This is a genomic window from Bradyrhizobium sp. B120 (genome assembly GCF_049075665.1).
Taxonomy (GTDB): Bacteria; Pseudomonadota; Alphaproteobacteria; order Rhizobiales; family Xanthobacteraceae; genus Bradyrhizobium.
The window spans coordinates 7,926,353-7,950,414 of record NZ_CP185242.1; the positions used below are offsets into that span (position 1 = coordinate 7,926,353).

The window sequence follows — 24,062 nt, forward strand, 5'->3', positions numbered from 1 at the left end:
GCTACGCTTTGGCGCCGACCGGAAAGCCCGGTATGCGCTGAATAACCTGCTTGACGTGATCGGCCGTAATCAGCCGCGTACACTCAAATTGCCGGGGTGAATTGGCATGCCGCGGACACCACAGGAAATCCTTGTGGTCGAAACGCACCCGCGGATCGTTCCAGCAACTGTTGCACGCGTGAAAATTGACAATGCGGTAGGGCGTTTCAAATTCGTTGGTCGGATGGGTGAACCCGCTGATCATGACGACCGGCGTTCCTGACGCCCATGCAAGCCACGACAGGCCGCTCGACAGACCAATGAAAAAATCAGCATGCTTCAGGTAGCGAAATCGCTCGGCCAGCGGCTTGTCGCCGGTCTCATCCTCGGCACCGTTCGGAATGTGGTTCCAGATCAACTGAGTGCCGTGGGTGGCCTTCTGGTCGATACAGACCACCCGGTAGCCGGCCGCCTTCAGGAAATTGACGATCTCGCGCCAACCGTGGGGATTATTCCAATATTTGCTTTGCGTGGTGCTCTGAACCGCGATGCAGACATAGGGCTCGGCTATCGGCCTCGTATCATCCTTGATGGCGATGCGCGGCGGTTGCTCGGTCGGATCGACGCCCAGAATGTAACCCGCGGTCCGATGTAGCCCGACATGGCGAAAATCGGTCGGCTGATAGACGCAATCCTTGTCGTCGAAAAACAGTCCGATGCTGTAGGTCGCGTAATATTGCTCCGGCTTTACTTCTTCGTGCGTGATGAACTCGATGTCAGGATAGGCGTCGCGGAACAGTTCGATCAGCGGCGCCGCCATGGCGCAGCTCAGCTTGCAACCGTGCTTGTCTTTGAATTTCACGGCATAGGGAAACCATCCCATTGTATCGCCGAGCGTCCCGACCGGAAACTGGATCAGGACAGCGCGATCCTTCGCCGAGTATTCATGATCAATGACGGATTCGCCCTGCTGGGAGACTTCTATTCCGAAACGGATGTAGTAGCGCTTGCTGCTGTTGACATAGCCGCCCGCGAATTCCGTTTCGAACAACACATTGCCTGTGTCGAGATCTCGAATCCTCACCTTCCAGGGCTGCTCGCCATGAGGGCAAACAATTCGCGCGCCGTCATTGAAGTCGAATTGCAGTCCTTTTGGACCGACCTGAGTGGGCAGTTTGGCGGCCGCAGGATAGGCAGGTTTCGGGGCGTCGGCATTCGACGAAACAGCCTCCGACTTGACTGGCGGGGCGTCGGTCGAACGATCAACGATGACTTTGGGTTGTTCCGGAAAATGATCCGCCGGGCGTTTGAGCCCAATCGCCGGCGCGACGGCAATCGCATTCACGAATATCCCCTGCCCTGAAAATATAAAGACCGCTAAAAATGCGGGCAGAAGGTAAGCGAGATTGACAACCGCGTCAACGGACGAAAACCTTAGCGAGTACCCCCTTGCAGCCCGCTCGTCCCGGACCTGCAGAAACAAAGAAACATGAATCGATGAGCCGCAATCCCAGCAAGGTCCCGTTTGTGATCGCAGCGTCGGCGCATGGCCCGCTGATCGTCAACCGGCTCGACTACCACACCGCGGGCGATCACACCTTTGGCGTGGGGATTCAGATTCTCGAGCACGGCGCGTTCGACGTCACAGAAATCGAGCTGACGAAGGGACTTCTTGCCCTGCGAAGGACTTACCGAGGGGACGGCGTGGTCGCCATCGACTGCGGGGCGAACATCGGCGTTCACACCATCGAATGGTCCAAGCACATGACCGGCTGGGGCTCAGTCGTTGCCATCGAGGCCCAGGAGCGGGTCTACTACGCCCTTGCCGGCAACATCGCCATCAACAACTGCTTCAACGCGCGGGCGATGCACGCGGTTATTTCGTCGGAAACCGGCAAGACCTGGGTGCCGACCTTAAGCCATCAGGAACCCGCCAGCTTCGGAAGTCTGGAGGTGACGCAACGCCCCGGCACGGAGCAGATCGGCCAGAAGATCGATTATTCCGAGGCCAAAGGCTCTGAGACGACGATGATCACCCTGGACTCCCTGAATCTGAGCCGCTGCGATCTGATCAAGATCGACGTCGAAGGGATGGAGTTGAAGGTGCTGGAAGGAGCCAGCGCCACGATCCGGCAGCATCACCCCGTCATTCATGCGGAATTCATCAAGACCGACAAGGCTGCACTCGTTCGCGCGCTGGCCGATCATGGATACCGGACCTACGACGCGGGGCAAAACTGCCTTGCGATCCATGAATCCGACCCCACCCTGAGCCACGTCGAATCGCGAACCACGTCATGACGGCCCGACCGCCGAATTCCTTCACCGCTCGCGGAGAGCATCCTGCCGGTAGCGCATGATCGGCGACAGCAAATAGCTCACGACGCTGCGGGCACCCGTCCTGATTTGGACGGTCACGGTCATTCCCGGCGAAAGATTGATCTCCTTGTCATCGACGACCATCTTGGTCCGGTCGATCGAGACATGCGCGACATACACCGGCCCCTGCCCCTTTGGCTCGCTGCTTTCCTCCGGCGCTCCGCCATTGGGCTCGCGGGCTGGATCCCGCGCCTTGTCACGGGAGACGGAATCGGGCGAGACGCTGACGATCTTGCCGTGCAGCAGGCCATAGCGCGTGAAGTTGAAGGTATCGACCTTGATTTCGGCGTCCTGGCCCGGGTGCACGAAGCCGATATCGCGATTCGAAACCATCGCTTCGATTTCAATCAGATTGTCGCTGGGCACGACGACCGCGAGCGTCTGGGCGGCGGTTGCGACGCCGCCGACAGTGTGCACGGCCAGTTGCTGCACCACGCCATCGATGGGGGCGGCAAGTTTTTGAAGGCTGGTCCGGTGCTCGGCCTTGGAGACCTCGTCCTTGAGGCTGCCGGCCTTCTGCGTCGCCTTGGCCAGATCATCGTACAGGCGGTGCCGGTATTCCGAGACAAGCTTGCCGCGCGTCTCCTCGAGCGCGGCGACCGCCGCATTGGCCTCCTGGAGCTTGCTCCGTTGCACCAGGATGTCCTGCTGCATCCCGACGAGTTCCTGGAGCTCCTGCAGGTATTGCAGCTTTGAACCGTACTCCCGGTCCGCCAGGTACTTGCGAACCCCGACCCGCTCCTGCAGCACCGGAAGCAGAGCCTCAATCTTGGCGATGCTGGCGTCGATCGTCCTGGTCTCCGCGACCTTCTGCACCCGTTGCCGATCCAGTTCGGACAATTTGGCGCGCTGCTCGGAATCCTGACTGCGCAAATACTCCAGATGCATTTGAATCAAGGCGGGCGGCGTGTCGTCCGGTACGCCCTCGAGCGCGTCGGTATTTCCGTCAAGCGCCGAACGGGTGCGTGAGATATCCAGCAGTGCCGAGAGAAGATCGTTCTTCAGGTGCTGAAGCTCCGCCTGATTGCTGGTCGGATCCAGCTCGATCAGAATCTCGCCGGCCTTGACGGTTTGGCCGTCGCGGACGTGAATGGCCCGCACCACTCCGATCTCGAGCGGCTGAACCAGCTTCACACGGTCGCCCGGCACGATCTTGCCGGGTGCCGAGGCAACGATGTCGATCTTGCCGAGACCCGCCCACGCCACGGCGCAGCAGAACAAGGCAGCAAGCAGGCCGGCGGTCAGCCTGGCGGTGGGAGACGGCGGCGTCTCGACAATTTCGAGGGCGGCCGGCAGGAAGGCCAGCTCGTCCCGGGTTTTGCCCCCGACCGCGACTACTTCACGAGCCGACTTCATGGATCCCCGCCTGCAACCGGTACAGCGACGCGTATCTTCCGCCTGTGCTCAGCAACTCCTCGTGGGATCCCTGTTCGACGAGCCGGCCGCGATCAATGGTGATGATCCGATCGGTGCGCCTGACCGCGGATAGACGGTGGGCAATGACGAAAACCGTTCGTCCCTTCACGATCCGGCTCATGTTGTCCTGAATGACCCTTTCGCTTTCGTAGTCCAGCGAACTCGTCGCTTCGTCGAAAATCAGGATGCGGGGATCAGTGATCAGGGCCCGCGCGATCGCGATGCGTTGCCGCTGCCCTCCCGACAGGCTGGAGCCGCGCTCGCCGACGACGGTGTCGTAACCTTCCATCAGCTCCAGAATGAATTCGTGAGCTCCCGCAAGCTGAGCCGCGGCGACCACTTTCTCCATCGGAGCGGCCGGATCGGCGAGCGCGATGTTTTCCCGTACGCTGCGATTGAACAACACGTTTTCCTGCAGGACGACGCCGACCTGGCGACGCAGCCACGCCGGGTCGACCATCGCAAGGTCAATCCCGTCGACAAGGACCCTGCCCTTCTCCGGAACGTAAAGGCGCTGCACGAGCTTCGTGAAGGTGCTCTTGCCCGAACCGGACGGGCCGACGATGCCGACGACCTGGCCCGCCGGAATGCTGATGTTGATGTCGTGCAGAACTTCGGGTCCATCCACCCGATAGCGGAACGACACGTGTTCGAGGGTGACCTGACCCTTGATGGGCGGCGGCACGGCGCGACCGGGGCTGAACGTCTGCTCGGCCGGCGTATTCAGGATGTCGCCGAGCCGCGCGACGGAGAGCCTGGCCTGATGGAAGTCCTGCCAGAGCTGCGCCAGCCGCAGAACCGGCGCACTCACGCGTGACGAGAACATGTTGAAGGCGATCAGCTCGCCCACGGTGAGGCTACCGTCGATCACCAGCTTGGCGCCGGCGTAAAGGATCACCGCGGTGACGAGCTTGCTCACGAACTGGACCGACTGGCTCGCGACATTCGCCAGGCTGAGCACGCGGAAGCTGGCCGCCACGTATCCGGCAAGCTGCTCCTCCCAGCGGCGCTGCATCTGCGGTTCGAGCGCCATGGCCTTGATGGTCTCGACACCGGTCACGCTCTCGACGAGAAAGGCCTGGTTTTCGGCCCCGCGCTCGAATTTGGTATCCAGCCGCTGACGGAACATCGGCGTCGCGCCGGCCGAGATGCCGACGTAAAGCGGGAAGGACCCAAGCACGATCCAGGTCAGGATCGGCGAGTAGATAAACATCACACCGATGAAAACGACGGTGAAGAACAGGTCGATCACGACCGTCAGCGCGGAACCGGTCAGGAAGTTGCGAATGTTTTCCAGCTCGCGGACCCGCGCAACCGAGTCGCCAACCCGGCGAGCCTGAAAATAGGCAATGGGCAGCCCGATGAGGTGCCGAAACAAGCGGGCTCCCAGTTCGACATCGATCCGGTTGGTCACGTGCGAGAACAGGTAGGTCCTCAGTATCGCGAGGGCCGTCTCAAAAACCGCGATGCCGATCAACCCCACGACGAGCACGTCGAGTGTGCTGAGTGTGTGATTAACCAGGACCTTGTCGATCACCACCTGAAAGAACAGCGGCGACACCAGTGCAAACAGCTGCAAGAAAAACGAGGCGATCAACACCTCCACGAAATGGTAGCGATATTTGTGGATCGCCCCCAGAAACCACGACAGGTCAAAGCGGCGCGCAAGATTGACCAGTCCCGCCCGCCGGCTCACCAGGATCAGCTTGCCGGTCCAGACCGCTTCCAGTTCGGCCCTCGTGATCAACTCCGGGCGCTCTGACAGAGGCGATTGAACGAGGATCTTGTCTGCGCCCACCTTGGCGAGGATCAAATGACCGCCGTCGCGCAACAGCGCGATGGCAGGAAGCGGGACCTTCTCGAGCCTCAACCAGTTGGTGCTGAGCTCGCGAGCCTTGACGCCGGTCGAGCGCGCGTACCGCAGCATCTCCGGCGTTCCGAACGGGCCGTTGCCGACTTGATGACGAATCTGGTCGACATCGGCCGGGAGGCCGTGAAAACGCAGCAGCATCGCGAGCCCAACTATCCCGCTGTCTGCTGTCGTACCGCTCCGCGTTTCAATCATCTCGCGATTTAATCTGCTCAGTAGCTGAAAATAACTGCAGTCGAAGGTGAGCCGAGATTGCCGTGAGCGCGCCCCGCCCCTGCCCGTCGGCCTCGCGGTCAGCGCAAACTGACTATTCGCAACGAAACGACAGAGCAGCAAATGAATATGACAGTTAGAGTACTATGGCTGTCCGGCGAGATGCAATTGGCGTTATCAACGGCCAAGCCGAATTCGCGAGCAACATCATGCCGATTCCGGGGTCCATCGCGGAACCATTCGAAACCGAACCGGGCTCCGTAGTCTTACGGATCGCGGCACTTGGTATGGTCGTAACCGGGGTCACATGGATGATCGTATCGGCCGGATAGCCTATAAAGGTGATGCCCTTCCGATCTTGCAGCATGCAAGAATAGCCCGGGCCTCTGTGCCATGCTCCAAGCCCATCGCGCCCCAGGCGCTGAACGTGAACAGCCTCACGCGCGCCTTGTCCGGTGCCGGCCGTTTGGCGCCTGTTGACTACGCCGTGGCTGGTCCGCATGAATACTACTGATTGTTGCTACGCTACCATAGATTGAAGGCCCGACCAAGATGACTTGGAATTATTCAGTAACATTGAACGATTCATCGAACGTGGGCGGATCTGCCGACACGTCTCTGGTTTACGACCTCGAGCAGGCCCTCAATATTTGGCAGCGATATATCCTGGGCATCGGCACCGTGGTGGTGTCACTCAACATCCTGCCCACCGCCGTTGGCCGCGCCGACGGCGGGCCGACCTCGAGCTACTACATCGGCACGAATGGCGGGCTCGCGGTTTATGAGCCGTCAAGCCAGTACGAGCTGACCACGGGACAGCACGTCCCTGGAACGACGAGCGACATCACCATCAACATCGATCCCGGCTACTTCCAGTACATCGACCTCGACTATGGCCTGAGCTGGTCCAGTCAGGTGCCTGGAAACGTGATCAATCCGATCAACGTTTTTCTGCATGAGCTCATGCACGGCTTCGGCATGACGGGCTGGTACAGCCAGAGCGGCCAGTTGCCCGGCGCCTACGAATCCGAGTTCGACACCCTGATTCAAAAGACCGCAACCGGGGCCAACTTTGTCGGTGCAAATGCCGAGGCCGCCTACGGCGGCCCGGTGCCGTTGACCACCAACAGCACCACCCAGAACTACTACCATTTCGGCAACCAGCAATCCGACCTCTACGCCACCCCGTCGACCGTGAAGGATCCACTTACGCTGGACCTGATGAACGGGATCGTTTTCTACGCCGATTACCAGTACGCGATCTCCAACCTGGACATCGGAGTTCTGAAGGACCTCGGATACAGCATCCGGACGACACCTGTCGTCACCGCCAGCGATCAGTCCGCCGCCCGAAATCAGGTCTATGCGGCCTCATCGTTGTTCTCGGTGAACATGGCCACGGGCGATTCCATCACCGAATATTCCTTCTGGGACACCAATGGCAACGGTCACTGGACAGTGGGAGGAACAATCCAGGGCACCAACACCGAGATCGACATCAGCGCGTCACAATTGGCCCAAGCGAGTTACCAGGCTGGACCTGGTTCGGACACGCTGTGGGTGAGAGCCTTCGACGGCTATTTGTGGAGCGACTGGAAATCCTTCGTGATTTCTCCGGCTGATCATGCGCCCGTGGTCACGGCAACCAACGTGACCGGGTCGCACGGGCAGCTCTCGGCAACAGGATCCTCACTGTTCTCAGCCAGCGACACGGACGGCGACAGCATCACCAAGTATGCATTCTGGGACACCGAGGGCCACGGGCACTGGGCGATCAATGGTGCCACACAAGCCACCAACGCCGAGATCGACGTCTCGGCCGCCAGCCTCTCGCAAGTGAGCTATGTGTTCGGTACGGCCCCGGACACGCTCTGGGTGCGGGCCTATGACGGATATCTCTGGGGAGCATGGGTCCCGTTCACGGCGACGCCAACTCCGGATCATGCTCCGGTTGTTTCGGCTTCCGGCTTCACGGCAGCACACGGGCAAATGTCGGTCGCGGCTTCGAGCCTGTTCAGCGCCTCCGATCCGGATAGCGATACGATCACCCAATACGCACTCTGGGACAGCAACGGAAACGGCGCTTGGGTGGTGAATGGTGCCGTTCAGGCCACCAATGCCGAAATCGACATCACTCCTGCTCAATTTGCCCAGACCAGCTACCAATTCGGCTCGGCTCCGGACCAGCTCTGGGCCAGGGCTTACGATGGAACGCTGTGGGGAGCATGGGTCCCGTTCACGGCCACGCCAGGTCCGGATCATGCACCGGTGGTCAACGCAACCGACATGTCGGCGACCCATGGCCAGGATATCGCCGCATCCAGTCTCTTCAGCGCGACCGACGGCGATGGCGACACGATCACCGCCTATCAGGTTTGGGATTCAACGAGCGATCCCGCCAGCGGCCACTGGGTGGTCGGCGGAGTGGCGCAGGCCACCAACATCGCCATCGATGTGGCGCCTGCTCAATTGACGAGCACCTCGTTTCAATCGGGCTCCGGATCGGATGACCTGTGGGCGCGAGCCAATGACGGCATCACATGGGGAGCCTGGAAGGAATTCCACGTCAACGCGCCGGTCGACCATGCGCCCGTGGTGAGCGCATCGGACATGACCGCAACGCACGGTCAGGACATCGCCGCGTCAAGCCTGTTCTCGGTCAGCGACGCCGACAACGATACGTTCACCCACTATCAGTTCTGGGACTCGACCGCCGATCCCGCCAGCGGGCATTGGGTGGTCGGCGGCGTGGCGCAGGCCGCCAACATCGCCATCGATGTTACGCCCACCCAATTGACGAATGCCACGTTCCAGAGCGGTTCGGGCTCCGACGACCTCTGGGTGCGAGCCTTCGACGGCATGATGTGGAGCAACTGGAAGGAGTTTCACGTCAACGCGCCGGCCGACAACCTTCCGATCGTATCGGCCACCGACTTTTCCGCGAGCCACGGCCAGGATATCGCGGCCTCCGCGCTGTTCTCGGCCACCGACGCGGATGGAGACACTATCGCCAACTATCAGCTGTGGGATTCGACGTCTGATCCCAGCAGCGGGCACTGGGTGGTCGGAGGCTTAGCTCAGGGCACCAATGTCGCAATCGACGTGACTGCAGCCCAGTTCTCGACCACAAGCTTTCAGAGCGGCTCCGGTTCAGACGATCTGTGGGCGAGGGCCTACGACGGCTTCGCCTGGGGACCATGGAAGGAATTTCACGTCACTGCACCGATTGACCAGGCTCCGGTCGTCTCCGCATCCGACTTCCACGCGACCGCCAACCAGAGCGTGGCCGCAACGAGCCTGTTCTCGGTCGCGGATGGCGACGGGGACAGCATGAGCCAGTATCAATTGTGGGATTCGACGCCGTCGGCCAGCAGCGGCCACTGGAGCATCGGCGGGATTGCGCAGCCCACCAACACCGCAATCAACGTCAGTGCGGCCCAGCTCGCCAGCACGACTTTCGATGGCGGCACCGTGTCTGACGACCTTTGGGTTCGCGCCAACGACGGCATGACCTGGAGCGCCTGGCAGGAATTTCATTTCATCGTCTAGGACGCGCCCCGTGTTGCCGGGACGCAGTGATCCGCACCCCGGGCAACCCGCAACGTGAGCGCGAATCCATCTCAAAACAAAAATGGCCCGCGCGATGCGGGCCATTTTATCGGAACCGGTTGGTCCGAACTTGGTTGCGGGGATAGGATTTGAACCTATGACCTTCAGGTTATGAGCCTGACGAGCTACCGGGCTGCTCCACCCCGCGTTAAACTGTTGCGTGCCTTGCAGAAAGAGTGCCCGAGCCGGTCGGCCAACGCATCAGATGGCGCCGATCGATCCGTCCGGAGGGCTTCCTGAGAAGGCGACCCGGGCCGAAGCCGTTCGGGTGCGAGGGGTATGTATCAACGTGAGTACGGTTTGGAAAGCCCCGGATGCGGGTTTTTGAGGATTTTGTGACGCCGAAATCGGTGGTTTTCCTGGCAAATTTACCGCCGGGAACCGGGCTCTTGCCAGATCGCGCGCAAAAGCGGAGCTTGGCGCCAATAAAGTCCGTCAAGGACACGTCATTCGAGGGGAAACGCCATGGACCGGCCATTGAAGAGCCCGGGGCTGCATGCGCTTGAGGACACCTTTCACCGCCAGTTCGAGCTATCGCGCAGCGAATCGGCGCCGAGTTTGCAGGCGCGACTCGACCGGCTGCGCCGCCTGCGCGCCGCGCTGACCGAGAACGAGGCGCGATTCGAGGCGGCGATCTCGGCCGATTTCGGCCACCGCTCGACCGTCGAGACCGCGATCGCCGAGACCATGCTGGTGCTCGGCGAGATCAAGCATGCGGCCAAGCACCTCAAGGGCTGGATGGCGCCCGAGCGGATCCCGACCACGGTGCAGTTCGCGCCGGCCAGGAACCGGCTGATCCCGCAGCCGCTCGGCGTGGTCGGGATCATCGCGCCCTGGAATTATCCGCTGCAGCTGACCTTGGCGCCCGCGGTCGCCGCGATCGCCGCCGGCAACCGCGCCATCATCAAGCCAAGCGAGCTGGTGCCGCGTTTCGCCGAGCTGCTGGCCGAGGTGATCGAGAAGAAATTCGACACCACCGAGCTTGCGGTCACCGATATCGACGACGAGATCGCGAGGGCCTTTGCCGGCCTGCCGTTCGATCATTTGATCTTCACCGGCTCGACCCGCGTTGGCCGGCTGGTCGCGGAGGCGGCCGGCCGCAACCTGACACCGGTGACGCTCGAGCTCGGCGGCAAATCGCCGGCGATCGTCGACGGCTCCGCCGACCTCGACGAGGCCGCGCAGCGCATCGCCTACGGCAAGCTGCTCAATGCCGGCCAGACCTGCATCGCGCCCGATTACGTGCTGGTGCCGCAAGCCTCGGTGCAGCCGTTCGCGATGCGGCTGCAGGGCCACATGCAGCACATGTTCGGTACCGATCCGAAAAACCCCGATTACACCTCGATCGTCTCGGACCGGCACTATGCCCGGCTCGAGGGCCTCGTCGCCGACGCCGCCGCCAAGGGCGCGACCATCATGCAGCCGGCCGCGCCGAACGATCCCGAGTGGAAAGCGAGGCGCAAATTCCCGCCGACCGTCATCGTCGATGCCACGCCCGAGATGACCGTGATGCAGGAGGAGATCTTCGGACCGCTGCTGCCGGTGATGGGCACCCGCGATGCAACCGAGGCAATCGGCTTCATCAACCGGCGCGATCGCCCGCTGGCGCTGTACTGGTTCGGCACCGACAACGCCGCGCGTGATGCGGTGCTGGCGCGCACGGTGTCGGGCGGCGTCACAATCAACGACTGCCTGTTCCATTTCGCGCAGGCCTATCAGCCGATGGGCGGCGTCGGCGCGTCCGGCAGCGGCGCCTATCACGGCGAATGGGGATTCAAGACGCTGACCAAGCTGAAGCCGGTGTTCTACCGCTCGCGCTTCAACCGGCTCGCCGATCTCTATCCGCCCTATGGCGCGAAGGTCGCGCGGCTGGAGAAGCTGATGCGGCTGTTGTCGTAACGCGCAGAGCGTCATTGCGAGCGAAGCGAAGCAATCCATAGCGACGCACAACGGACAGATGGATTGCTTCGTCGCTACGCTCCTCGCAATGACGGATAAGAATGAAGACCAGGGGGAAACATACGTGACTGACACATTCGATTTCGTGGTGGTGGGTGCAGGCTCCGGCGGCTGCGCGGTGGCGGGGCGGTTGTCGGAGGATCCGGCGACGTCGGTGGCGATGCTCGATGCCGGCGGCAAGAACGACAATTGGGTGGTGACCACGCCCGGCGCCATCATTCTGATGCTCTCGAGCAAGCTCAACAACTGGGCGTTCGACACGGTGCCGCAGAAGGGCCTGAACGGCCGCATCGGCTATCAGCCGCGCGGCAAGGGGCTCGGCGGCTCCAGCGCCATCAACGCCATGGTCTATATCCGCGGTCATCGCGCCGACTACGATCACTGGGCATCGCTCGGCAATACCGGCTGGAGCTACGCCGACGTCCTGCCCTACTTCAAGCGTTCGGAGCACAACACCCAGCTCGACGGCGAGTATCACGGCAAGGGTGGACCGCTCAACGTCACCGGCCTGCAGTCCGACAATCCGGTCAAGGAGACGTTCCTGCAGGGCGCGCGCGAGGCCCAGTTCCGGATCCGCGACGATTTCAACGGCGCCGAACAGGAAGGCTTAGGCATCTACCAGGTGACCCAGAGGAATGGAGAGCGCTGGAGCGCTGCGCGCGGCTATATCCATCCCCACATGGGCCGCCGGCCCAATTTGCGCATCGAGACGCAGGCGCAGGCGACCCGCATCATCTTCGAGGGCAAGCGCGCCGTCGGCGTCGAATACATGCAGGGCAAGGAGAAGAAGGTGCTGCGCGCGCGGCGCGAGGTCATCCTCTCGGCCGGCGCGTTCCAGTCGCCGCAATTGCTGATGCTGTCGGGCGTCGGCGACGGCGCGGCGCTCGGCAAGCACGGCATCGCCAGCGTGCATGATCTCCCCGGTGTCGGACAGAACCTGCAGGATCATCCGGATTTCGTATTCGGCTTCGCCTCCGACGCCCCCTATTTCTCGGGACTGTCGTGGAGCGGCATCGGGCGGATCCTCAAGGGCATCGGGCAATATCGGCGCGAGCGGCGCGGCCCGATGACCTCGAACGTCGCCGAATGCGGCGGCTTCCTGAAGACGCGACCTGAGCTCGACGTTCCCGACATCCAGCTGCATTTCTGCATGGCCATGGTGGAAGACCACGGCCGCAAACCGCGCTGGGGCACCGGCTTCTCCTGCCATGTCTGCCTGCTGCGCCCGGCAAGCCGCGGCAGCGTGTGGCTGAACAGCGCCGATCCTCTCGCGGCCCCGGCGATCGATCCGAATTTCTTCGGCGAGGACAGCGACGTCGAGACCATGGTCGCAGGCTTCAAGATGACGAAGCGGCTGCTCGACACGCCGGCGCTGCGCGCGCTGCAGCAGAAGGACATGTTCACAGCGGATGTCCGCACCGACGACGACATCCGCAGCATCCTGCGGGCGCGCTCCGACACGGTCTATCACCCGGTCGGCACCTGCAGGATGGGCACCAATGATCCGCTCGCGGTGGTCGATCCGAAGCTGCGCGTGCACGGGCTCGAGGCCTTGCGCGTGGTCGATGCCTCGATCATGCCGACGTTGATCGGCGGCAACACCAATGCGCCGACCATCATGATCGGCGAGAAGGCCGCCGACATGATCAAGGCCGAGATGCGGTGATCAAATGGGCAGGGCGCGAGAGCGCCCTTGCCCACCCTATGAGATTGCCGTCGCAGGGACGCACGGCCAAAATATCGAAAACAACCCCATGCACAGTAGCCGGCGGCGGCTGCCGGCGGACACCGCGACTTGACACGTCGGGCAACTCAGCGGTATCCTTCTATTATTCCGAAATCGTGCGCAAGCCATCGTCGTCCCTGCGAAAGCAGGGACCCATACGCCGCGGCGGACCTTGTTGAAGGGACTCGTCGTTCCATCATCGTTCAACAATTGGAATTTGTGGTTATGGGTCCCTGCTTTCGCAGGGACGACAATGAGGATGAGCCGAGAGGCCGCGGCGTACTGGATCGCCCGGTCCATGTGCGCAATTGCGCACAGGCCGGGCGATGACGGCAGCTTCATCCGGGCGGCGAAGTCAATTCAGCAAAAAACCGCCATCGACCGTCACCACCGTGCCGGTCATGTACCGCGAGGCGTTGGAGGCGAGCAGCATGATCGCGCCGTCGAGATCGGATTCGGCGCCGACGCGGCGCTGCGGAATCCGTTTTGCGAGCCGCTCGCCTGCCGGCGTCGACCAAAAATCATGATTCATCTCGGTGTCGATATATCCCGGCGCCAGCGCGTTGACGCGGATGTTGTTGCCGGCGAGCTCCAGCGCCATCGCCTTGGTGCCCTGGATCATGCCGGCCTTGGAGATCGCATAGGGCGAGACCGCCTTGAGCACGCCCTGCCCGAGCACGGAAGCGACATTGATGATGTTGCCCGGCTGCTTGCGCAGGATCATGCGCCGCGATAGCTCGGTCGCGAGGAAATAGGCGCCCTTCAGATTGGCGTTGATCACGGCGTCCCAATCGGCCTCGGTCTGCTCGGTCGAGAGCTTCTCGATCGCGATACCGGCATTGTTGATCAACACCGAGACCGGACCGAGTGCGGATTCCGCGGCGTCGAGCGCTTTCGCAATGCCGGAAACATCCGCAACGTCCATCTGCACCGCGGCAGCGCGGCCACCTTTGGCCTTGATCTCCTCCGCGAGGCTTTTCAGCTTCGCGGTCTGGCGCGCCGCCAGCACCACCGCAGCGCCACGCGCCGCCAGCACGCGGGCGAATTGCCGCCCCAGCCCCTGCGAGGCGCCGGTGATGAGGATGATTTCTTTACTGACATCGAATAGGTCGGACATCGGCAGGTTCCCGGATTGAAGCGGACGAGTGATAGCGACAATTGTCCCTGATGTAAGCAGGTTTGATCAACCAGGGGACCGCAGGAGATTGGGGCAGGAATCCTTATCCATGAACCTCTTCGACATCGTCGTGACGCTCGGTCTGTTGTTCGCGGTCGTCACCGGCTTCACGACCGGCCTGCTGCGCAGCGCGGTCACCATCCTGGCCTATCTGGTCGCGGCGCCGCTCGCGGTTGCCGCAATGGCGATGATCGGGCCGCACATCGCGACGCTGCCGTCGTCGCCGTTCCCGCCCAACGGGGTGCTGCTGTTCGGCCTCTTTCTTCTGATCGGCGTCATCCTCGGAAAGATGGCGCGGACGATGCTCGACGACACCATCGGTTCGGAGATTGGGATCGGCGACCGCCTCGGCGGCGCGCTGCTCGGCGCGATCAGGGTCGGTCTCGTCGTGACCACGCTGGTGGTGGTGTTCGATCAGCTGGTGCCGCTGGCGAGGCAGCCGCAATTCCTCAACGGATCGCAGTTGCGGCCGCTGTTCTCCGCGGCCGGACAGGCCGGCTTCCGGTCGCTGCCGCCGGAAGCCGCCATGGCGATCGAGCGGCTGCGGCGCGAGCAGCGCATCTAACCCAACGGGCTGACCCGGGCTGCTCCGGTCCGGCATGCACTTATGCATTGCACCTCCCTTACCGGCGCCGCCGGGCTTGGCTAGACTGGCGCCAGCGAAACTTTACAAACCAACCCGACATCACAGGGAGTGAACTCGTGGATCTTGGAATCAAAGGCCGCCGCGCCATCGTCTGCGCATCGAGCAAGGGACTGGGCCGCGCCTGCGCGATCGCGCTCGCCAATGAGGGGGTGCATGTCACCCTGACGGCGCGCGGCGCCGAAGCGCTGAAGCAGACCGCCGACGATATCCGCAAGGCGTATCCCACCGTCACCGTCACCGAGATCGTCGGCGACATCACGACGCCGGCCGGACGCGAAGCCGTGCTCAAGGCCTGTCCCGAACCGGACATCCTGATCAACAATGCCGGCGGCCCGCCGCCCGGCGATTTCCGCAACTGGACCCGCGACGATTGGATCAAGGCGATCGACGCCAACATGCTGACGCCCATCGAGCTGATCAAGGCGACCGTCGACGGCATGATGGCGCGCAAGTTCGGCCGTATCGTCAACATCACCTCGGCGGCAGTGAAGGCGCCGATCGAGATCCTCGGCCTGTCCAACGGCGCCCGCGCCGGCCTCACCGGCTTCGTCGCCGGCCTGTCGCGCAAGACCGTGATCAACAACGTCACCATCAACGGCTTGCTGCCGGGCCCATTCGAGACCGATCGCCTGCGCGGCACCGCAAAGCCCGAAGCCGAGAAGCGCGGCATCTCGGCCGAGCAGGTGCTGGCCGAGCGCGCCAAGCTGAACCCCGCCGGCCGCTTCGGCCATCCCGACGAATTCGGCTATGCCTGCGCCTTCCTCTGTGGCGCCAAAGCAGGCTTCATCACCGGGCAGAACCTGCTGCTCGACGGCGGCGCGTTCCCCGGCACGTTATGAGAGCCGTCTGGTACGAACGAACCGGCGCGGCGCCGACGGTGCTCACCGTCGGCGAGATGCCGACGCCGGACGCGGGCCCGGGCGAAGTCCGGGTTCGCCTCGAGGCGTCCGGCGTCAATCCGGCCGATGTCGGCCGCCGCAGCGGCAACTATCGCGCGATGGAATTTCCACGCGTGATCCCGAACAGCGACGGCGCCGGGATCATCGACCAGATCGGTGAAGGCGTGACGCGCTTTGCCGTCGGCGACCGCGTCTGGCTGTTCAACGGCCAGCGCAATGGCCGCGCCTTCGGTACCGCCGCCGAATACATCACGCTCGCCGATTACCTGGTGACGCCGCTGCCGCAGGACGTGTCGTTCGCGGCAGGTGCTACGCTCGGCATCCCCTGCATGACCGCGTGGTGCGCGCTGTTCGCCGACGGTCCGATCTCCGGCCAAACGGTGCTGGTCACCGGCGGCGCCGGTGCAGTCGGCCACTATGCCGTGCAACTCGCCAAATGGGGCGGCGCGCGCGTGATCGCGACCGTGAGCTCGCAGGTCAAGGACGTGGAAGCACGGCTTGCCGGCGCCGATACGGTGGTCAACTACCGGACAGAGGACGTCGTCTCCAAGGTGATGGCTTTCACCGAGAACCGCGGCGTCGACCGCGTGATCGACGTCGATTTCGGCGGCAACCTCGCGACCACGCTGAAGATCATGGCGTTGAACTCGACGATCGCGGTCTACGCCACCAACGGCAACCGCACGCCGACACTGCCGGTGCGCGAATTGATGGAAAAATGCATCACGGTGCGCTCGCTGGTGCTGTTCGCACTGCCGCCACCGCTGCTCGCGGCCGCGCAGGCCGACATCACCAAATGGCTGGAGTCGGGCACCCGCGTGCACAACATCGCCGGACAATTCGCGCTGGCGGAGACCGCCGATGCCCATCTCGCCGTCGAGAAGGGCGACAAGATCGGCACCGTGATCGTCGACTGCGCGCGATGACAGGCAGGCTCTCTTCCCCCTCTCCCCGTTCTTACGGGGAGAGGGTTGGGGTGAGGGGCTGCCACCGCAAAGATGGTAAGGATGGAGTCTGCGGAAGCTCCCCCTCACCCGGACCGCATTCCGCTTCGCTGCATGCGACATAGCCGAAGCTCTGCTTCGGCGTTCTTGAGGACGGCCGCCGTAGGCGGCCTATGCCTCTCCCCGCAAGCGGGGCGAGGTGAAGTGAGCAACGCAAACGAGAGAAACAAGAAACCGAGGACACGCCGCATGCAATGCACGATCGGCAAGGTCAAGATCACAAAAGTCGTCGAGCTCGAGACCGTCGGCAGCACGCGCTTCATCCTGCCGCTGGCCGGCCGGGAAGAGATTCAGAGCCTGCCCTGGCTGATCCCGCATTTCGCCAATGAGGATGGCCGGCTGAAAATGTCGATTCATTCGCTGCTGGTCGAGACGCCGGAGCACCGCATCATCGTCGACACCGGGCTCGGCAACGACAAGCAGGGCCGCAACGTGCCGACCTGGAACAACCGCAGCGATCCGTTCCTGGAGAAGCTGACCGCGGCCGGCTTTGCACCTGATAGCATCGACACCGTGCTGTGCACGCATCTGCATGTCGACCATGTCGGCTGGAACACGAAACTTGTCGGCGGCAAATGGGTGCCGACCTTCGCCAATGCGCGCTACGTGTTCGGCAAGACCGAGTTCGAGCACTGGCGCGACCACAGCGACGATGCCGCGCATGCCGCCGTGTTCGCCGACTCGGTGAAACCGATCGCGGATGCCGGCAAGGCCGAGCTGGTGCCGAGCGATCATCGCCTGACCGAGGAGATCACGCTGATCCCGACGCCGGGACACAGCCCCGGCCATGTGAGCATCCACATCAGGTCCGGCGGCGCGGAAGGACTGCTGACCGGCGACGTCGCCCATCATCCCTGCCAGATGTATCACCTCGACTGGTCGTCGACCGCGGACTCCGACCAGAAGCAATCGGCAGTGACGCGGCGCGAGTTGTTCTCGCGCTTTGCCGACACGCCGACGCTGGTGATCGGCGGGCATTTCAATGCCGGCCACATCAAGCGCGACGGCGACGCGTTCAGGTTCGTCGCGCTGGGGTGATCGGCCCGAAATGGCCTTGATATAAGGCTTGGCAGCAATGCAGCGCGCTCATGGCGGTTGAATTTCCCGGCGCGCTGTTCCATGAAGCGTGTCGAGGTATACCAGTAACAATCCTCAAGACATCGTAGGGAGTGATCAACATGAAGCTTGTTCGTTATGGCGAAATGGGTGCGGAAAAGCCCGGTCTGATCGATAAATCCGGCCAGCTCCGCGACCTCTCGGCCCATCTGAAGGACCTGACCGGCGAAGCCTACACGCCGGACTCGCTGAAGAAGCTTTCCGCGCTCGATCCCGCCTCCCTGCCCGCCGTCTCCGGCAAGCCGCGCTTCGGCGCCCCGGTCACCGGCATCTCGAAGTTCGTCGCGATCGGCCTGAACTATTCCGACCACGCCAAGGAAACCGGCGCTCAGATCCCGACCGAACCGATCATCTTCATGAAGGCGAATACCTCGCTGTCCGGCCCGAACGATGCCGTCGAGAAGCCGCGCGGCTCGACCAAGCTCGACTGGGAAGTCGAGATCGCCGCCATCATCGGCACCCGCGCCAAATACGTCTCGGAAGCCGACGCGCTCAACCACGTCGCCGGCTATTGCGTCTGCAACGACGTCTCCGAGCGCAACTTCCAGACCGAGCGCCTCGGACAGTGGACCAAGGGCAAGTCGCACGACACCTTCGGCCCGGTCGGCCCGTGGCTCGTCACCAAGGACGAAATCGCCGACGTGCAGAACCTGTCGATGTGGCTCGACGTCAACGGTCAGCGCCGCCAGACCGGCTCGACCAAGACCATGATCTTCACGATGGCGAAATGCATCTCCTACGTCTCGCAGTTCATGACGCTGCTGCCCGGCGATATCATCACGACGGGCACTCCGCCCGGCGTCGGTCTCGGTATGAAGCCGCCGACCTTCCTCAATGTCGGCGACATCGTGACGCTCGGCATCGAAGGCCTCGGCGAGCAGCGCCAGGAAATCGTCGCGGCGTAAGCGCCACGCGCTGCACCCGAATCGTCATGCCCGGGCTTGACCCGGGCATCCACGTCTTAGGTCTTGCATAGGGGCAAAGACGTGGATGGCCGGGTCAAGCCCGGCCATGACAGAGGAGCGACCTTTCGCAAGGAGTTCACCATGAAACTCACCTTCTCTCCCGCCTCCCCGTTCGCCCGCAAGGTGCGCATCGCGGCGATCGAGCTCGGCCTGATCGACAAGATCGAGTTCGTGCCGGCCAGCGTCGCGCCGGGCACGGCCAATGACGAATACTCCAGGATCTCGCCGCTGAAGAAATTGCCGGTGCTGATCCTCGACCATGGCGACGTCATTTTGGATTCCTACGTCATCGTCGAATATCTCAACGAGATCGGCGGCGGCCGGCTGATCCCGGGCTACGGTCCGCGGCGCTGGCAGCTGAAGACCGATCATTCGCTGCTCAACGGTATGCTCGATTCCATGCTGCTGTGCCGATACGAGAAGATGGTGCGGCCGCAGGGCTCGCTGTGGCAGGCCTGGTATGACGATCACTGGAACAGGGCCTGGGCCGGCATGGCGCGGTTCGAGAACCGGCCGGACGTTCTCGATGGCTCGTCGTTCGACATCGCGCAGATCGGCCTGGTCTGCGTGCTCGGCTACGCCGATTTCCGCTTTGCCGATTGCGGCTGGCGCAAGGCCTATCCCAAGCTCGACGCGTTCTACCAGAGAATGCTGGAGCGGCCGTCGGTGAAGATCTCGGCCCCGCCTGCGGCGTAGCAAAGCAAAGCGGGGAGAATAACGACGCGCGAAGGCGTCCCCGCCTCTCGATTTTCAGCGCGAGCCTGGTGCTCGCGCTGACCGTCTCCGGTCTCGACTTTGTGATGATGATGACGGCAGCCCGGTACAGCCTGCCGGAGCAAGACCTTGCGGCGATGGATATCCTCGCCAACATCATCATTCCCGCCGTGCGCGACGCGCACTGGCTTTTTTACGCGTTCTCTTCACGCCAACCGCACTCCACTTCGCTCGCAAACGCCAACGCCAACGCCAAGGAAGCACCATGAGCCTGAAATTTGCCGCCGGCGATCTCACCATTCATCGCATTGTCGAGGAGGAAGGCCTGTTCCTGCCCGCGCATGAGATGCTGCCCGGACTGACGCCGGAAGTGCTGGCCGAGAACCGCGCCTGGATGAAGGCGGCCGGCGCACTCGATGACAGCGACACGCTGATCCTGGCGTTCCAGTCCTACATCGTGAAGACGCCGCACCACACCATCCTGATCGACAGCTGCATCGGCAACGACAAGCCGCGGCCGGGACGGCCGAGCTGGAACATGAAGACCGACGACAACTATCAGCGCGGCCTCGCGGCGGCGGGCTTTTCGGTCGGCGACATCGACTATGTGATGTGCACGCATCTGCATGTCGACCATGTCGGCTGGAACACGCGGCTCGAGAACGGCCGCTGGGTGCCGACCTTCCCGAACGCGCGCTACGTGTTCGACAAGAGCGAGTTCGACTACTGGACCGAGACCAACGCCAAGGCGGAGGTCCCGCCCTTCGTCGACAGCGTGCTGCCGGTGGTCGAAGCCAAGCGGGCCGACCTGGTCGGCAATGATTTTGCGATCGGCGATCACATGCGCGTGCTGCCGACGCCCGGCCACACCCCGGGCCACGTCGCGTTCACCTTCGGCCGCGGCAAGGATGATGCGGTGTTTGCCGGCGATTTGATGCACTCGCCGATCCAGACGCTCTATCCGGAGCTGTCGCCGAAGTTCGACGTCGATCCGGCACAGGCCGCGAAAACGCGGCGCAGCTTCCTAGAGCGCTATTGCGACACCGACACGCTGTGCTGCCCCGCGCACTTCCCCTCGCCATCGGTCGGCAAGATCAGGCGCAAGGGCAACGGGTTTGTGTGTGAGACGGTGAAGTAGGCTGAATTCGCGACAGTCGCTTTCTACCACCCTCCCCTGGAGGGGGAGGGTCGGCTCACAGCGAGCGCAGCGAGATGTGAGACGGGGTGGGGTGATCTCTCAACACGGGCAGCGCCCGATACGAGAGACCGTCACCCTACCCCGCCGCTCATTTCATTCGCGTCGACCCTCCCCCTCCAGGGGAGGGTGATTTCCGCTCAATCAAACAGGCTCGGCGTGTGGTTCACCACCGCGCCTTCGATCTGCAGCATCTTCAGCTTGGTGACGACGCCGCCATTGGCCGAGAAGCCGCCCGGCTTGTTGCCGGCCGCCAGCACCCGGTGGCAGGGTACCACGATCGGGCACGGGTTGCGGCCCAATGCCTGGCCGACGTCGCGCGACAGCTCGACGCCGCCGAGCTGCTTGGCGATATCGCCATAGGTCACGGTCTTGCCCGGCGGAATCTTCCGCGCGATGTCGTAGACGCCGCGGTTGAACGCGGGCACGCCATCGAGATCGAGCACGATATCGGCGAGGTCGTTCGGCTTGCCGGCGAGCAGCTCGATCATGCCGTCGATCGCGTGCTGCACCTCGGCCGGCGGCGCCGCCTCGGTGACGTCGCCATTGCGCTGGAAGATGCGCTTGCGGGTCTTCTCCTCGGTGCCCATCGGCAGCTGCACACCGGTGACGCCGTGCTCGCCCCAGACGATGCCGCAGGCGCCGATCATGGTCTCGAAGATTGCAAAATGCTGGCCGGTCATGGCTCGCTCCAGATGTTCCTTCATGTCGTTTGGGCTCACACGTTTGAGCCTGCTGTCGATCTGAAATCTAGGCTTGGAGAATGTTGCTATCCACCCGAATTCCGTGGGAACTTGGGCTAAATCAACAACATCTCCTGCCCTCCGCGAGCCCCGAAATGCACAGCCTCCACGTCAACGGTTTCGACATGCCCTATCTCGATATCGGAGAGGGCCCGCCGCTGGTCTGCGTGCACGGTTCGCTGTGCGATTTCCGGATCTGGTCGGCGGTGCTCGGCCCGCTGACGCGGCGGCACCGCGTGATCGCGGTCAGCCTGCGGCATTTCTTCCCGGCGCATTGGGACGGCGTTGGCGACACCTATTCGATCGCGCAGCATGTCGACGATGTCATCGCCTTCATCGAGGCATTCGACACCAAACCGGTCGACCTGATGGGGCATTCCCGCGGCGGCCATATCTGCTTCCGCGTCGCGCAGCGGCGGCCGGACCTGCTGCGCAGGCTGATCCTGGCCGAGCCCGGCGGCGAGCTCGACGAGAGCCTTGATCCGGATTTCAAGCCGGGCCCCTCACCGCTGGCGGCACGCTTCGCGGCGTGTGCCGCTGAGATCGCCAAGGGCGACATCGACGGCGGCCTGCAGATCTTCATGGACGCGCTCGAAGGCCCCGGTGCCTGGAAACGAATTCCGGCGACCTCCAAGCAGCTCTTGCGCGACAACGCGACCACCCTGCTCGGCCAGACCCGCGACCAGCGCCCGCCGTTCTCGAAGGCCGACGCCGAGGCGATCAAGACGCCGACGCTGTTCATCGGCGGCGCCAACACCAAGGGCGTGCTGCCGAAGGTGCTGCACGCGCTCGCCGCCAATGTGAAGGGCGCCCGCACCGAGATGATCCCCGGCACCACGCATCCGATGTTCGAGCAGGCCCCGCAGCGCTATTGCGAGATCGTGCTGGAGTTTCTCTCCGCGTAAGCAGTGCACCCTCTCCCCTTGTGGGAGAGGGTGCACCGCCCGCGCGGCAAGATATCTGCTTACACCTTCCACGCACCGACCGGCTGGCGCACGGCGACGTTGAGCCGGTTCCAGACATTGATCGCGGCAATCCCCAGCACCAGCGACGCGAGCTGCTGCTCGTCAAAATGCTTCGCCGCCTCGTCCCACACCGCGTCCGTCACCGGATCCTCGCGATCGCTGAGCCGGGTCACCGCTTCGGTCAACGCCAGCGCGGCGCGCTCGGCTTCGGTGAAATACGGCGTGTCGCGCCAGGCGCCGACCGCGAACAGCCGCTCGTCGGTCTCGCCGGCGCGCCTGGCAAGCTTCGGGTGCATATCGACGCAGACGCTGCAGCCATTAATCTGGCTGGCGCGCAGATGGACCAGCTCGAGCAGCTTTTCCGGCAAAGCCGGTTTGGTGCTCTCGCTGAGCGCCTGCAGCGCCTTCATGGCATCGGGAACAACCATCACAGGGTGGTTCATGCGGGCTTTCATCATGTCACTCTCCTGATTTGCCTTTTGACGAAGCCGTGCCGATCTGCTGTCACATCGGCCCACTTTCGTTCGTCAAGGCCATGACGGAGCGGACAAAGGGAATGTGACCGATGGACGAGAAAAAATTTGTGGCCGAACAGTTCGAGGCCAACCGGCCGCGCTTGCGGGCGGTGGCCTACCGCATGCTGGGCTCGAGCGCCGAGGTCGACGACGCCGTGCAGGAGGCCTGGCTGCGGCTCGGCCGCACCGACACTGCTGCGGTCGACAATCTCGGGGGTTGGCTGACCACGGTGATCGCGCGGATCTGCCTCGACATGTTGCGCTCGCGCAAATCGCGCCGCGAGGAGCCGATGGGCGCGCATGTGCCGGAGCCGATCGCGGACAATCCGTCCGAACGCGAGACCGAGATGGCCGACTCGGTCGGCGCGGCGCTGCTCGTGGTGCTGGAGACGCTGGCGCCGGCCGAGCGGCTGGCTTTCGTGCTGCACGACATGTTCGCGGTGCCGTTCGAGGAGATCGCGCCGATCGTCGGGCGCACGCCGGCCGCCGCGCGGCAACTGGCGAGCCGCGCCAGACGCCGCGTGCAGGGCGCGCCGCCCGCGCCGGATGCCGATCTCAGCCGGCAGCGCGGCATCGTCGAAGCTTTCCTCGCGGCATCCCGCAACGGCGATTTCGAGGGGCTGCTTGCCGTGCTGGCGCCCGACGTCGTGGTGCGCGCCGATCAGGCAGCGCAGCGGCTCGGCTCGCTGCCGGTGATCCGCGGCGCCACGGCTGTCGCCGAAAGCTTCAAGGGGCGCGCGCAGGCCGCGAAGACAGCGCTGGTCGACGGCGAGATCGGCGTTGCCGTCATTCTTGGCGGCGCGCTGCGTGTCGTGCTGCGGGTCACGATTTCAGGCGACAGGATCGCGGCGATCGATGCGACCGCCGAGCCCGCGCAGATCGAGACCTTCAATGTCGAGGTGCTGGACCAGGCCTGACGCGGCTGGAGACAGATGGTTTGCGATGTTAGTGTCCTCCCTGCGCTATACAGGG

Annotated in this window: 20 protein-coding genes and 1 tRNA gene; 14 read left to right on the forward strand and 7 right to left on the reverse strand. The window is 63.4% G+C overall.

Annotation, left to right across the window (positions count from 1 at the left end; genetic code table 11):
- Position 1 precedes the first annotated feature (1 nt).
- Positions 2-1,324 (reverse strand): autotransporter strand-loop-strand O-heptosyltransferase, encoded by a 1,323-nt coding sequence (locus ACOIX3_RS36880; RefSeq protein ID WP_420966901.1) that lies wholly within the window; start codon positions 1,322-1,324, stop codon positions 2-4.
- A gap of 152 nt (positions 1,325-1,476) precedes the next feature.
- Between ACOIX3_RS36880 and ACOIX3_RS36885 the strand changes: the two genes are divergently transcribed.
- Positions 1,477-2,280 (forward strand): FkbM family methyltransferase, encoded by an 804-nt coding sequence (locus tag ACOIX3_RS36885; protein ID WP_420966902.1) that lies wholly within the window; start codon positions 1,477-1,479, stop codon positions 2,278-2,280.
- Between the two features lie 21 nt (positions 2,281-2,301).
- On the opposite strand, the gene ACOIX3_RS36890 is transcribed toward ACOIX3_RS36885, so the two are convergent.
- Complete coding sequence (locus ACOIX3_RS36890) at positions 2,302-3,714, reverse strand: HlyD family type I secretion periplasmic adaptor subunit (RefSeq protein ID WP_420966903.1); 1,413 nt, start codon at positions 3,712-3,714, stop codon at positions 2,302-2,304.
- The gene (locus ACOIX3_RS36895) at positions 3,698-5,839 is read right to left on the reverse strand and encodes a type I secretion system permease/ATPase (RefSeq protein ID WP_420966904.1); all 2,142 of its coding nucleotides are present in this window, start codon (positions 5,837-5,839) and stop codon (positions 3,698-3,700) included. Before ACOIX3_RS36895 ends, ACOIX3_RS36890 begins: the two co-directional genes overlap by 17 nt.
- A gap of 570 nt (positions 5,840-6,409) precedes the next feature.
- Between ACOIX3_RS36895 and ACOIX3_RS36900 the strand changes: the two genes are divergently transcribed.
- Positions 6,410-9,406, forward strand: coding sequence for a hypothetical protein (locus tag ACOIX3_RS36900; RefSeq protein ID WP_420966905.1), 2,997 nt, complete (start codon positions 6,410-6,412; stop codon positions 9,404-9,406).
- Positions 9,407-9,537: 131 nt separating this feature from the next.
- Here ACOIX3_RS36900 and ACOIX3_RS36905 read toward each other — a convergent pair.
- Positions 9,538-9,614 (reverse strand) — tRNA-Met (locus ACOIX3_RS36905).
- Between the two features lie 317 nt (positions 9,615-9,931).
- Between ACOIX3_RS36905 and ACOIX3_RS36910 the strand changes: the two genes are divergently transcribed.
- Positions 9,932-11,365: an aldehyde dehydrogenase family protein gene (locus ACOIX3_RS36910; RefSeq protein WP_420966906.1), complete on the forward strand. Its 1,434-nt coding sequence runs from the start codon at positions 9,932-9,934 to the stop codon at positions 11,363-11,365.
- Between the two features lie 124 nt (positions 11,366-11,489).
- Complete coding sequence (locus ACOIX3_RS36915; protein WP_420966907.1) at positions 11,490-13,091, forward strand: GMC family oxidoreductase; 1,602 nt, start codon at positions 11,490-11,492, stop codon at positions 13,089-13,091.
- A gap of 415 nt (positions 13,092-13,506) precedes the next feature.
- On the opposite strand, the gene ACOIX3_RS36920 is transcribed toward ACOIX3_RS36915, so the two are convergent.
- Positions 13,507-14,268, reverse strand: a complete 762-nt coding sequence (locus ACOIX3_RS36920) for an SDR family NAD(P)-dependent oxidoreductase (protein WP_420966908.1) — start codon at positions 14,266-14,268, stop codon at positions 13,507-13,509.
- A gap of 109 nt (positions 14,269-14,377) precedes the next feature.
- Between ACOIX3_RS36920 and ACOIX3_RS36925 the strand changes: the two genes are divergently transcribed.
- The 8 genes from ACOIX3_RS36925 (at position 14,378) to ACOIX3_RS36960 (ending at position 20,810) form a co-directional block, all read left to right on the forward strand.
- Positions 14,378-14,893: a CvpA family protein gene (locus ACOIX3_RS36925; RefSeq protein WP_420966909.1), complete on the forward strand. Its 516-nt coding sequence runs from the start codon at positions 14,378-14,380 to the stop codon at positions 14,891-14,893.
- Between the two features lie 137 nt (positions 14,894-15,030).
- Positions 15,031-15,813: an SDR family oxidoreductase gene (locus tag ACOIX3_RS36930; protein WP_420966910.1), complete on the forward strand. Its 783-nt coding sequence runs from the start codon at positions 15,031-15,033 to the stop codon at positions 15,811-15,813.
- Positions 15,810-16,799 (forward strand): NADPH:quinone reductase, encoded by a 990-nt coding sequence (locus ACOIX3_RS36935; protein WP_420966911.1) that lies wholly within the window; start codon positions 15,810-15,812, stop codon positions 16,797-16,799. The genes ACOIX3_RS36930 and ACOIX3_RS36935 overlap by 4 nt, the downstream gene beginning before the upstream one ends.
- A 267-nt stretch (positions 16,800-17,066) precedes the next feature.
- Complete coding sequence (locus ACOIX3_RS36940) at positions 17,067-17,915, forward strand: MBL fold metallo-hydrolase (RefSeq protein WP_420966912.1); 849 nt, start codon at positions 17,067-17,069, stop codon at positions 17,913-17,915.
- Positions 17,916-18,055: 140 nt separating this feature from the next.
- Positions 18,056-18,898: a fumarylacetoacetate hydrolase family protein gene (locus tag ACOIX3_RS36945; RefSeq protein ID WP_420966913.1), complete on the forward strand. Its 843-nt coding sequence runs from the start codon at positions 18,056-18,058 to the stop codon at positions 18,896-18,898.
- Positions 18,899-19,039: 141 nt separating this feature from the next.
- Positions 19,040-19,654 (forward strand): glutathione S-transferase family protein, encoded by a 615-nt coding sequence (locus ACOIX3_RS36950; protein WP_420966914.1) that lies wholly within the window; start codon positions 19,040-19,042, stop codon positions 19,652-19,654.
- A 68-nt stretch (positions 19,655-19,722) separates the two neighbouring features.
- Positions 19,723-19,941, forward strand: coding sequence for a hypothetical protein (locus ACOIX3_RS36955; protein ID WP_420966915.1), 219 nt, complete (start codon positions 19,723-19,725; stop codon positions 19,939-19,941).
- Positions 19,938-20,810, forward strand: a complete 873-nt coding sequence (locus tag ACOIX3_RS36960) for an MBL fold metallo-hydrolase (protein ID WP_420966916.1) — start codon at positions 19,938-19,940, stop codon at positions 20,808-20,810. The genes ACOIX3_RS36955 and ACOIX3_RS36960 overlap by 4 nt, the downstream gene beginning before the upstream one ends.
- A 197-nt stretch (positions 20,811-21,007) precedes the next feature.
- On the opposite strand, the gene ACOIX3_RS36965 is transcribed toward ACOIX3_RS36960, so the two are convergent.
- Complete coding sequence (locus tag ACOIX3_RS36965) at positions 21,008-21,550, reverse strand: methylated-DNA--[protein]-cysteine S-methyltransferase (RefSeq protein ID WP_212318166.1); 543 nt, start codon at positions 21,548-21,550, stop codon at positions 21,008-21,010.
- Positions 21,551-21,705: 155 nt separating this feature from the next.
- On the opposite strand from ACOIX3_RS36965, the gene ACOIX3_RS36970 reads away from it, so the two are divergent.
- A complete protein-coding gene (locus ACOIX3_RS36970; protein ID WP_420966917.1) occupies positions 21,706-22,515 on the forward strand; it encodes an alpha/beta fold hydrolase in 810 nt (269 codons plus the stop codon).
- Between the two features lie 59 nt (positions 22,516-22,574).
- On the opposite strand, the gene ACOIX3_RS36975 is transcribed toward ACOIX3_RS36970, so the two are convergent.
- Positions 22,575-23,030, reverse strand: coding sequence for a carboxymuconolactone decarboxylase family protein (locus ACOIX3_RS36975; RefSeq protein WP_194461630.1), 456 nt, complete (start codon positions 23,028-23,030; stop codon positions 22,575-22,577).
- A 110-nt stretch (positions 23,031-23,140) separates the two neighbouring features.
- On the opposite strand from ACOIX3_RS36975, the gene ACOIX3_RS36980 reads away from it, so the two are divergent.
- Entirely contained in the window at positions 23,141-24,007 is an 867-nt protein-coding gene (locus tag ACOIX3_RS36980; RefSeq protein ID WP_420966918.1) for a sigma-70 family RNA polymerase sigma factor, read from the forward strand.
- Positions 24,008-24,062 lie beyond the last annotated feature (55 nt).

Coding starts and splice junctions, on each gene's coding strand:
- ACOIX3_RS36885 (WP_420966902.1), top strand. CDS start 1,477: ATGAGCCGCAATCCCAGCAAGGTCCCGTTTGTGATCGCAGCGTCGGCG.
- ACOIX3_RS36890 (WP_420966903.1), bottom strand. CDS start 3,714: ATGAAGTCGGCTCGTGAAGTAGTCGCGGTCGGGGGCAAAACCCGGGAC.
- ACOIX3_RS36895 (WP_420966904.1), bottom strand. CDS start 5,839: ATGATTGAAACGCGGAGCGGTACGACAGCAGACAGCGGGATAGTTGGG.
- ACOIX3_RS36900 (WP_420966905.1), top strand. CDS start 6,410: ATGACTTGGAATTATTCAGTAACATTGAACGATTCATCGAACGTGGGC.
- ACOIX3_RS36910 (WP_420966906.1), top strand. CDS start 9,932: ATGGACCGGCCATTGAAGAGCCCGGGGCTGCATGCGCTTGAGGACACC.
- ACOIX3_RS36920 (WP_420966908.1), bottom strand. CDS start 14,268: ATGTCCGACCTATTCGATGTCAGTAAAGAAATCATCCTCATCACCGGC.
- ACOIX3_RS36925 (WP_420966909.1), top strand. CDS start 14,378: ATGAACCTCTTCGACATCGTCGTGACGCTCGGTCTGTTGTTCGCGGTC.
- ACOIX3_RS36935 (WP_420966911.1), top strand. CDS start 15,810: ATGAGAGCCGTCTGGTACGAACGAACCGGCGCGGCGCCGACGGTGCTC.
- ACOIX3_RS36940 (WP_420966912.1), top strand. CDS start 17,067: ATGCAATGCACGATCGGCAAGGTCAAGATCACAAAAGTCGTCGAGCTC.
- ACOIX3_RS36945 (WP_420966913.1), top strand. CDS start 18,056: ATGAAGCTTGTTCGTTATGGCGAAATGGGTGCGGAAAAGCCCGGTCTG.
- ACOIX3_RS36950 (WP_420966914.1), top strand. CDS start 19,040: ATGAAACTCACCTTCTCTCCCGCCTCCCCGTTCGCCCGCAAGGTGCGC.
- ACOIX3_RS36960 (WP_420966916.1), top strand. CDS start 19,938: ATGAGCCTGAAATTTGCCGCCGGCGATCTCACCATTCATCGCATTGTC.
- ACOIX3_RS36965 (WP_212318166.1), bottom strand. CDS start 21,550: ATGACCGGCCAGCATTTTGCAATCTTCGAGACCATGATCGGCGCCTGC.
- ACOIX3_RS36970 (WP_420966917.1), top strand. CDS start 21,706: ATGCACAGCCTCCACGTCAACGGTTTCGACATGCCCTATCTCGATATC.
- ACOIX3_RS36975 (WP_194461630.1), bottom strand. CDS start 23,030: ATGAAAGCCCGCATGAACCACCCTGTGATGGTTGTTCCCGATGCCATG.
- ACOIX3_RS36980 (WP_420966918.1), top strand. CDS start 23,141: ATGGACGAGAAAAAATTTGTGGCCGAACAGTTCGAGGCCAACCGGCCG.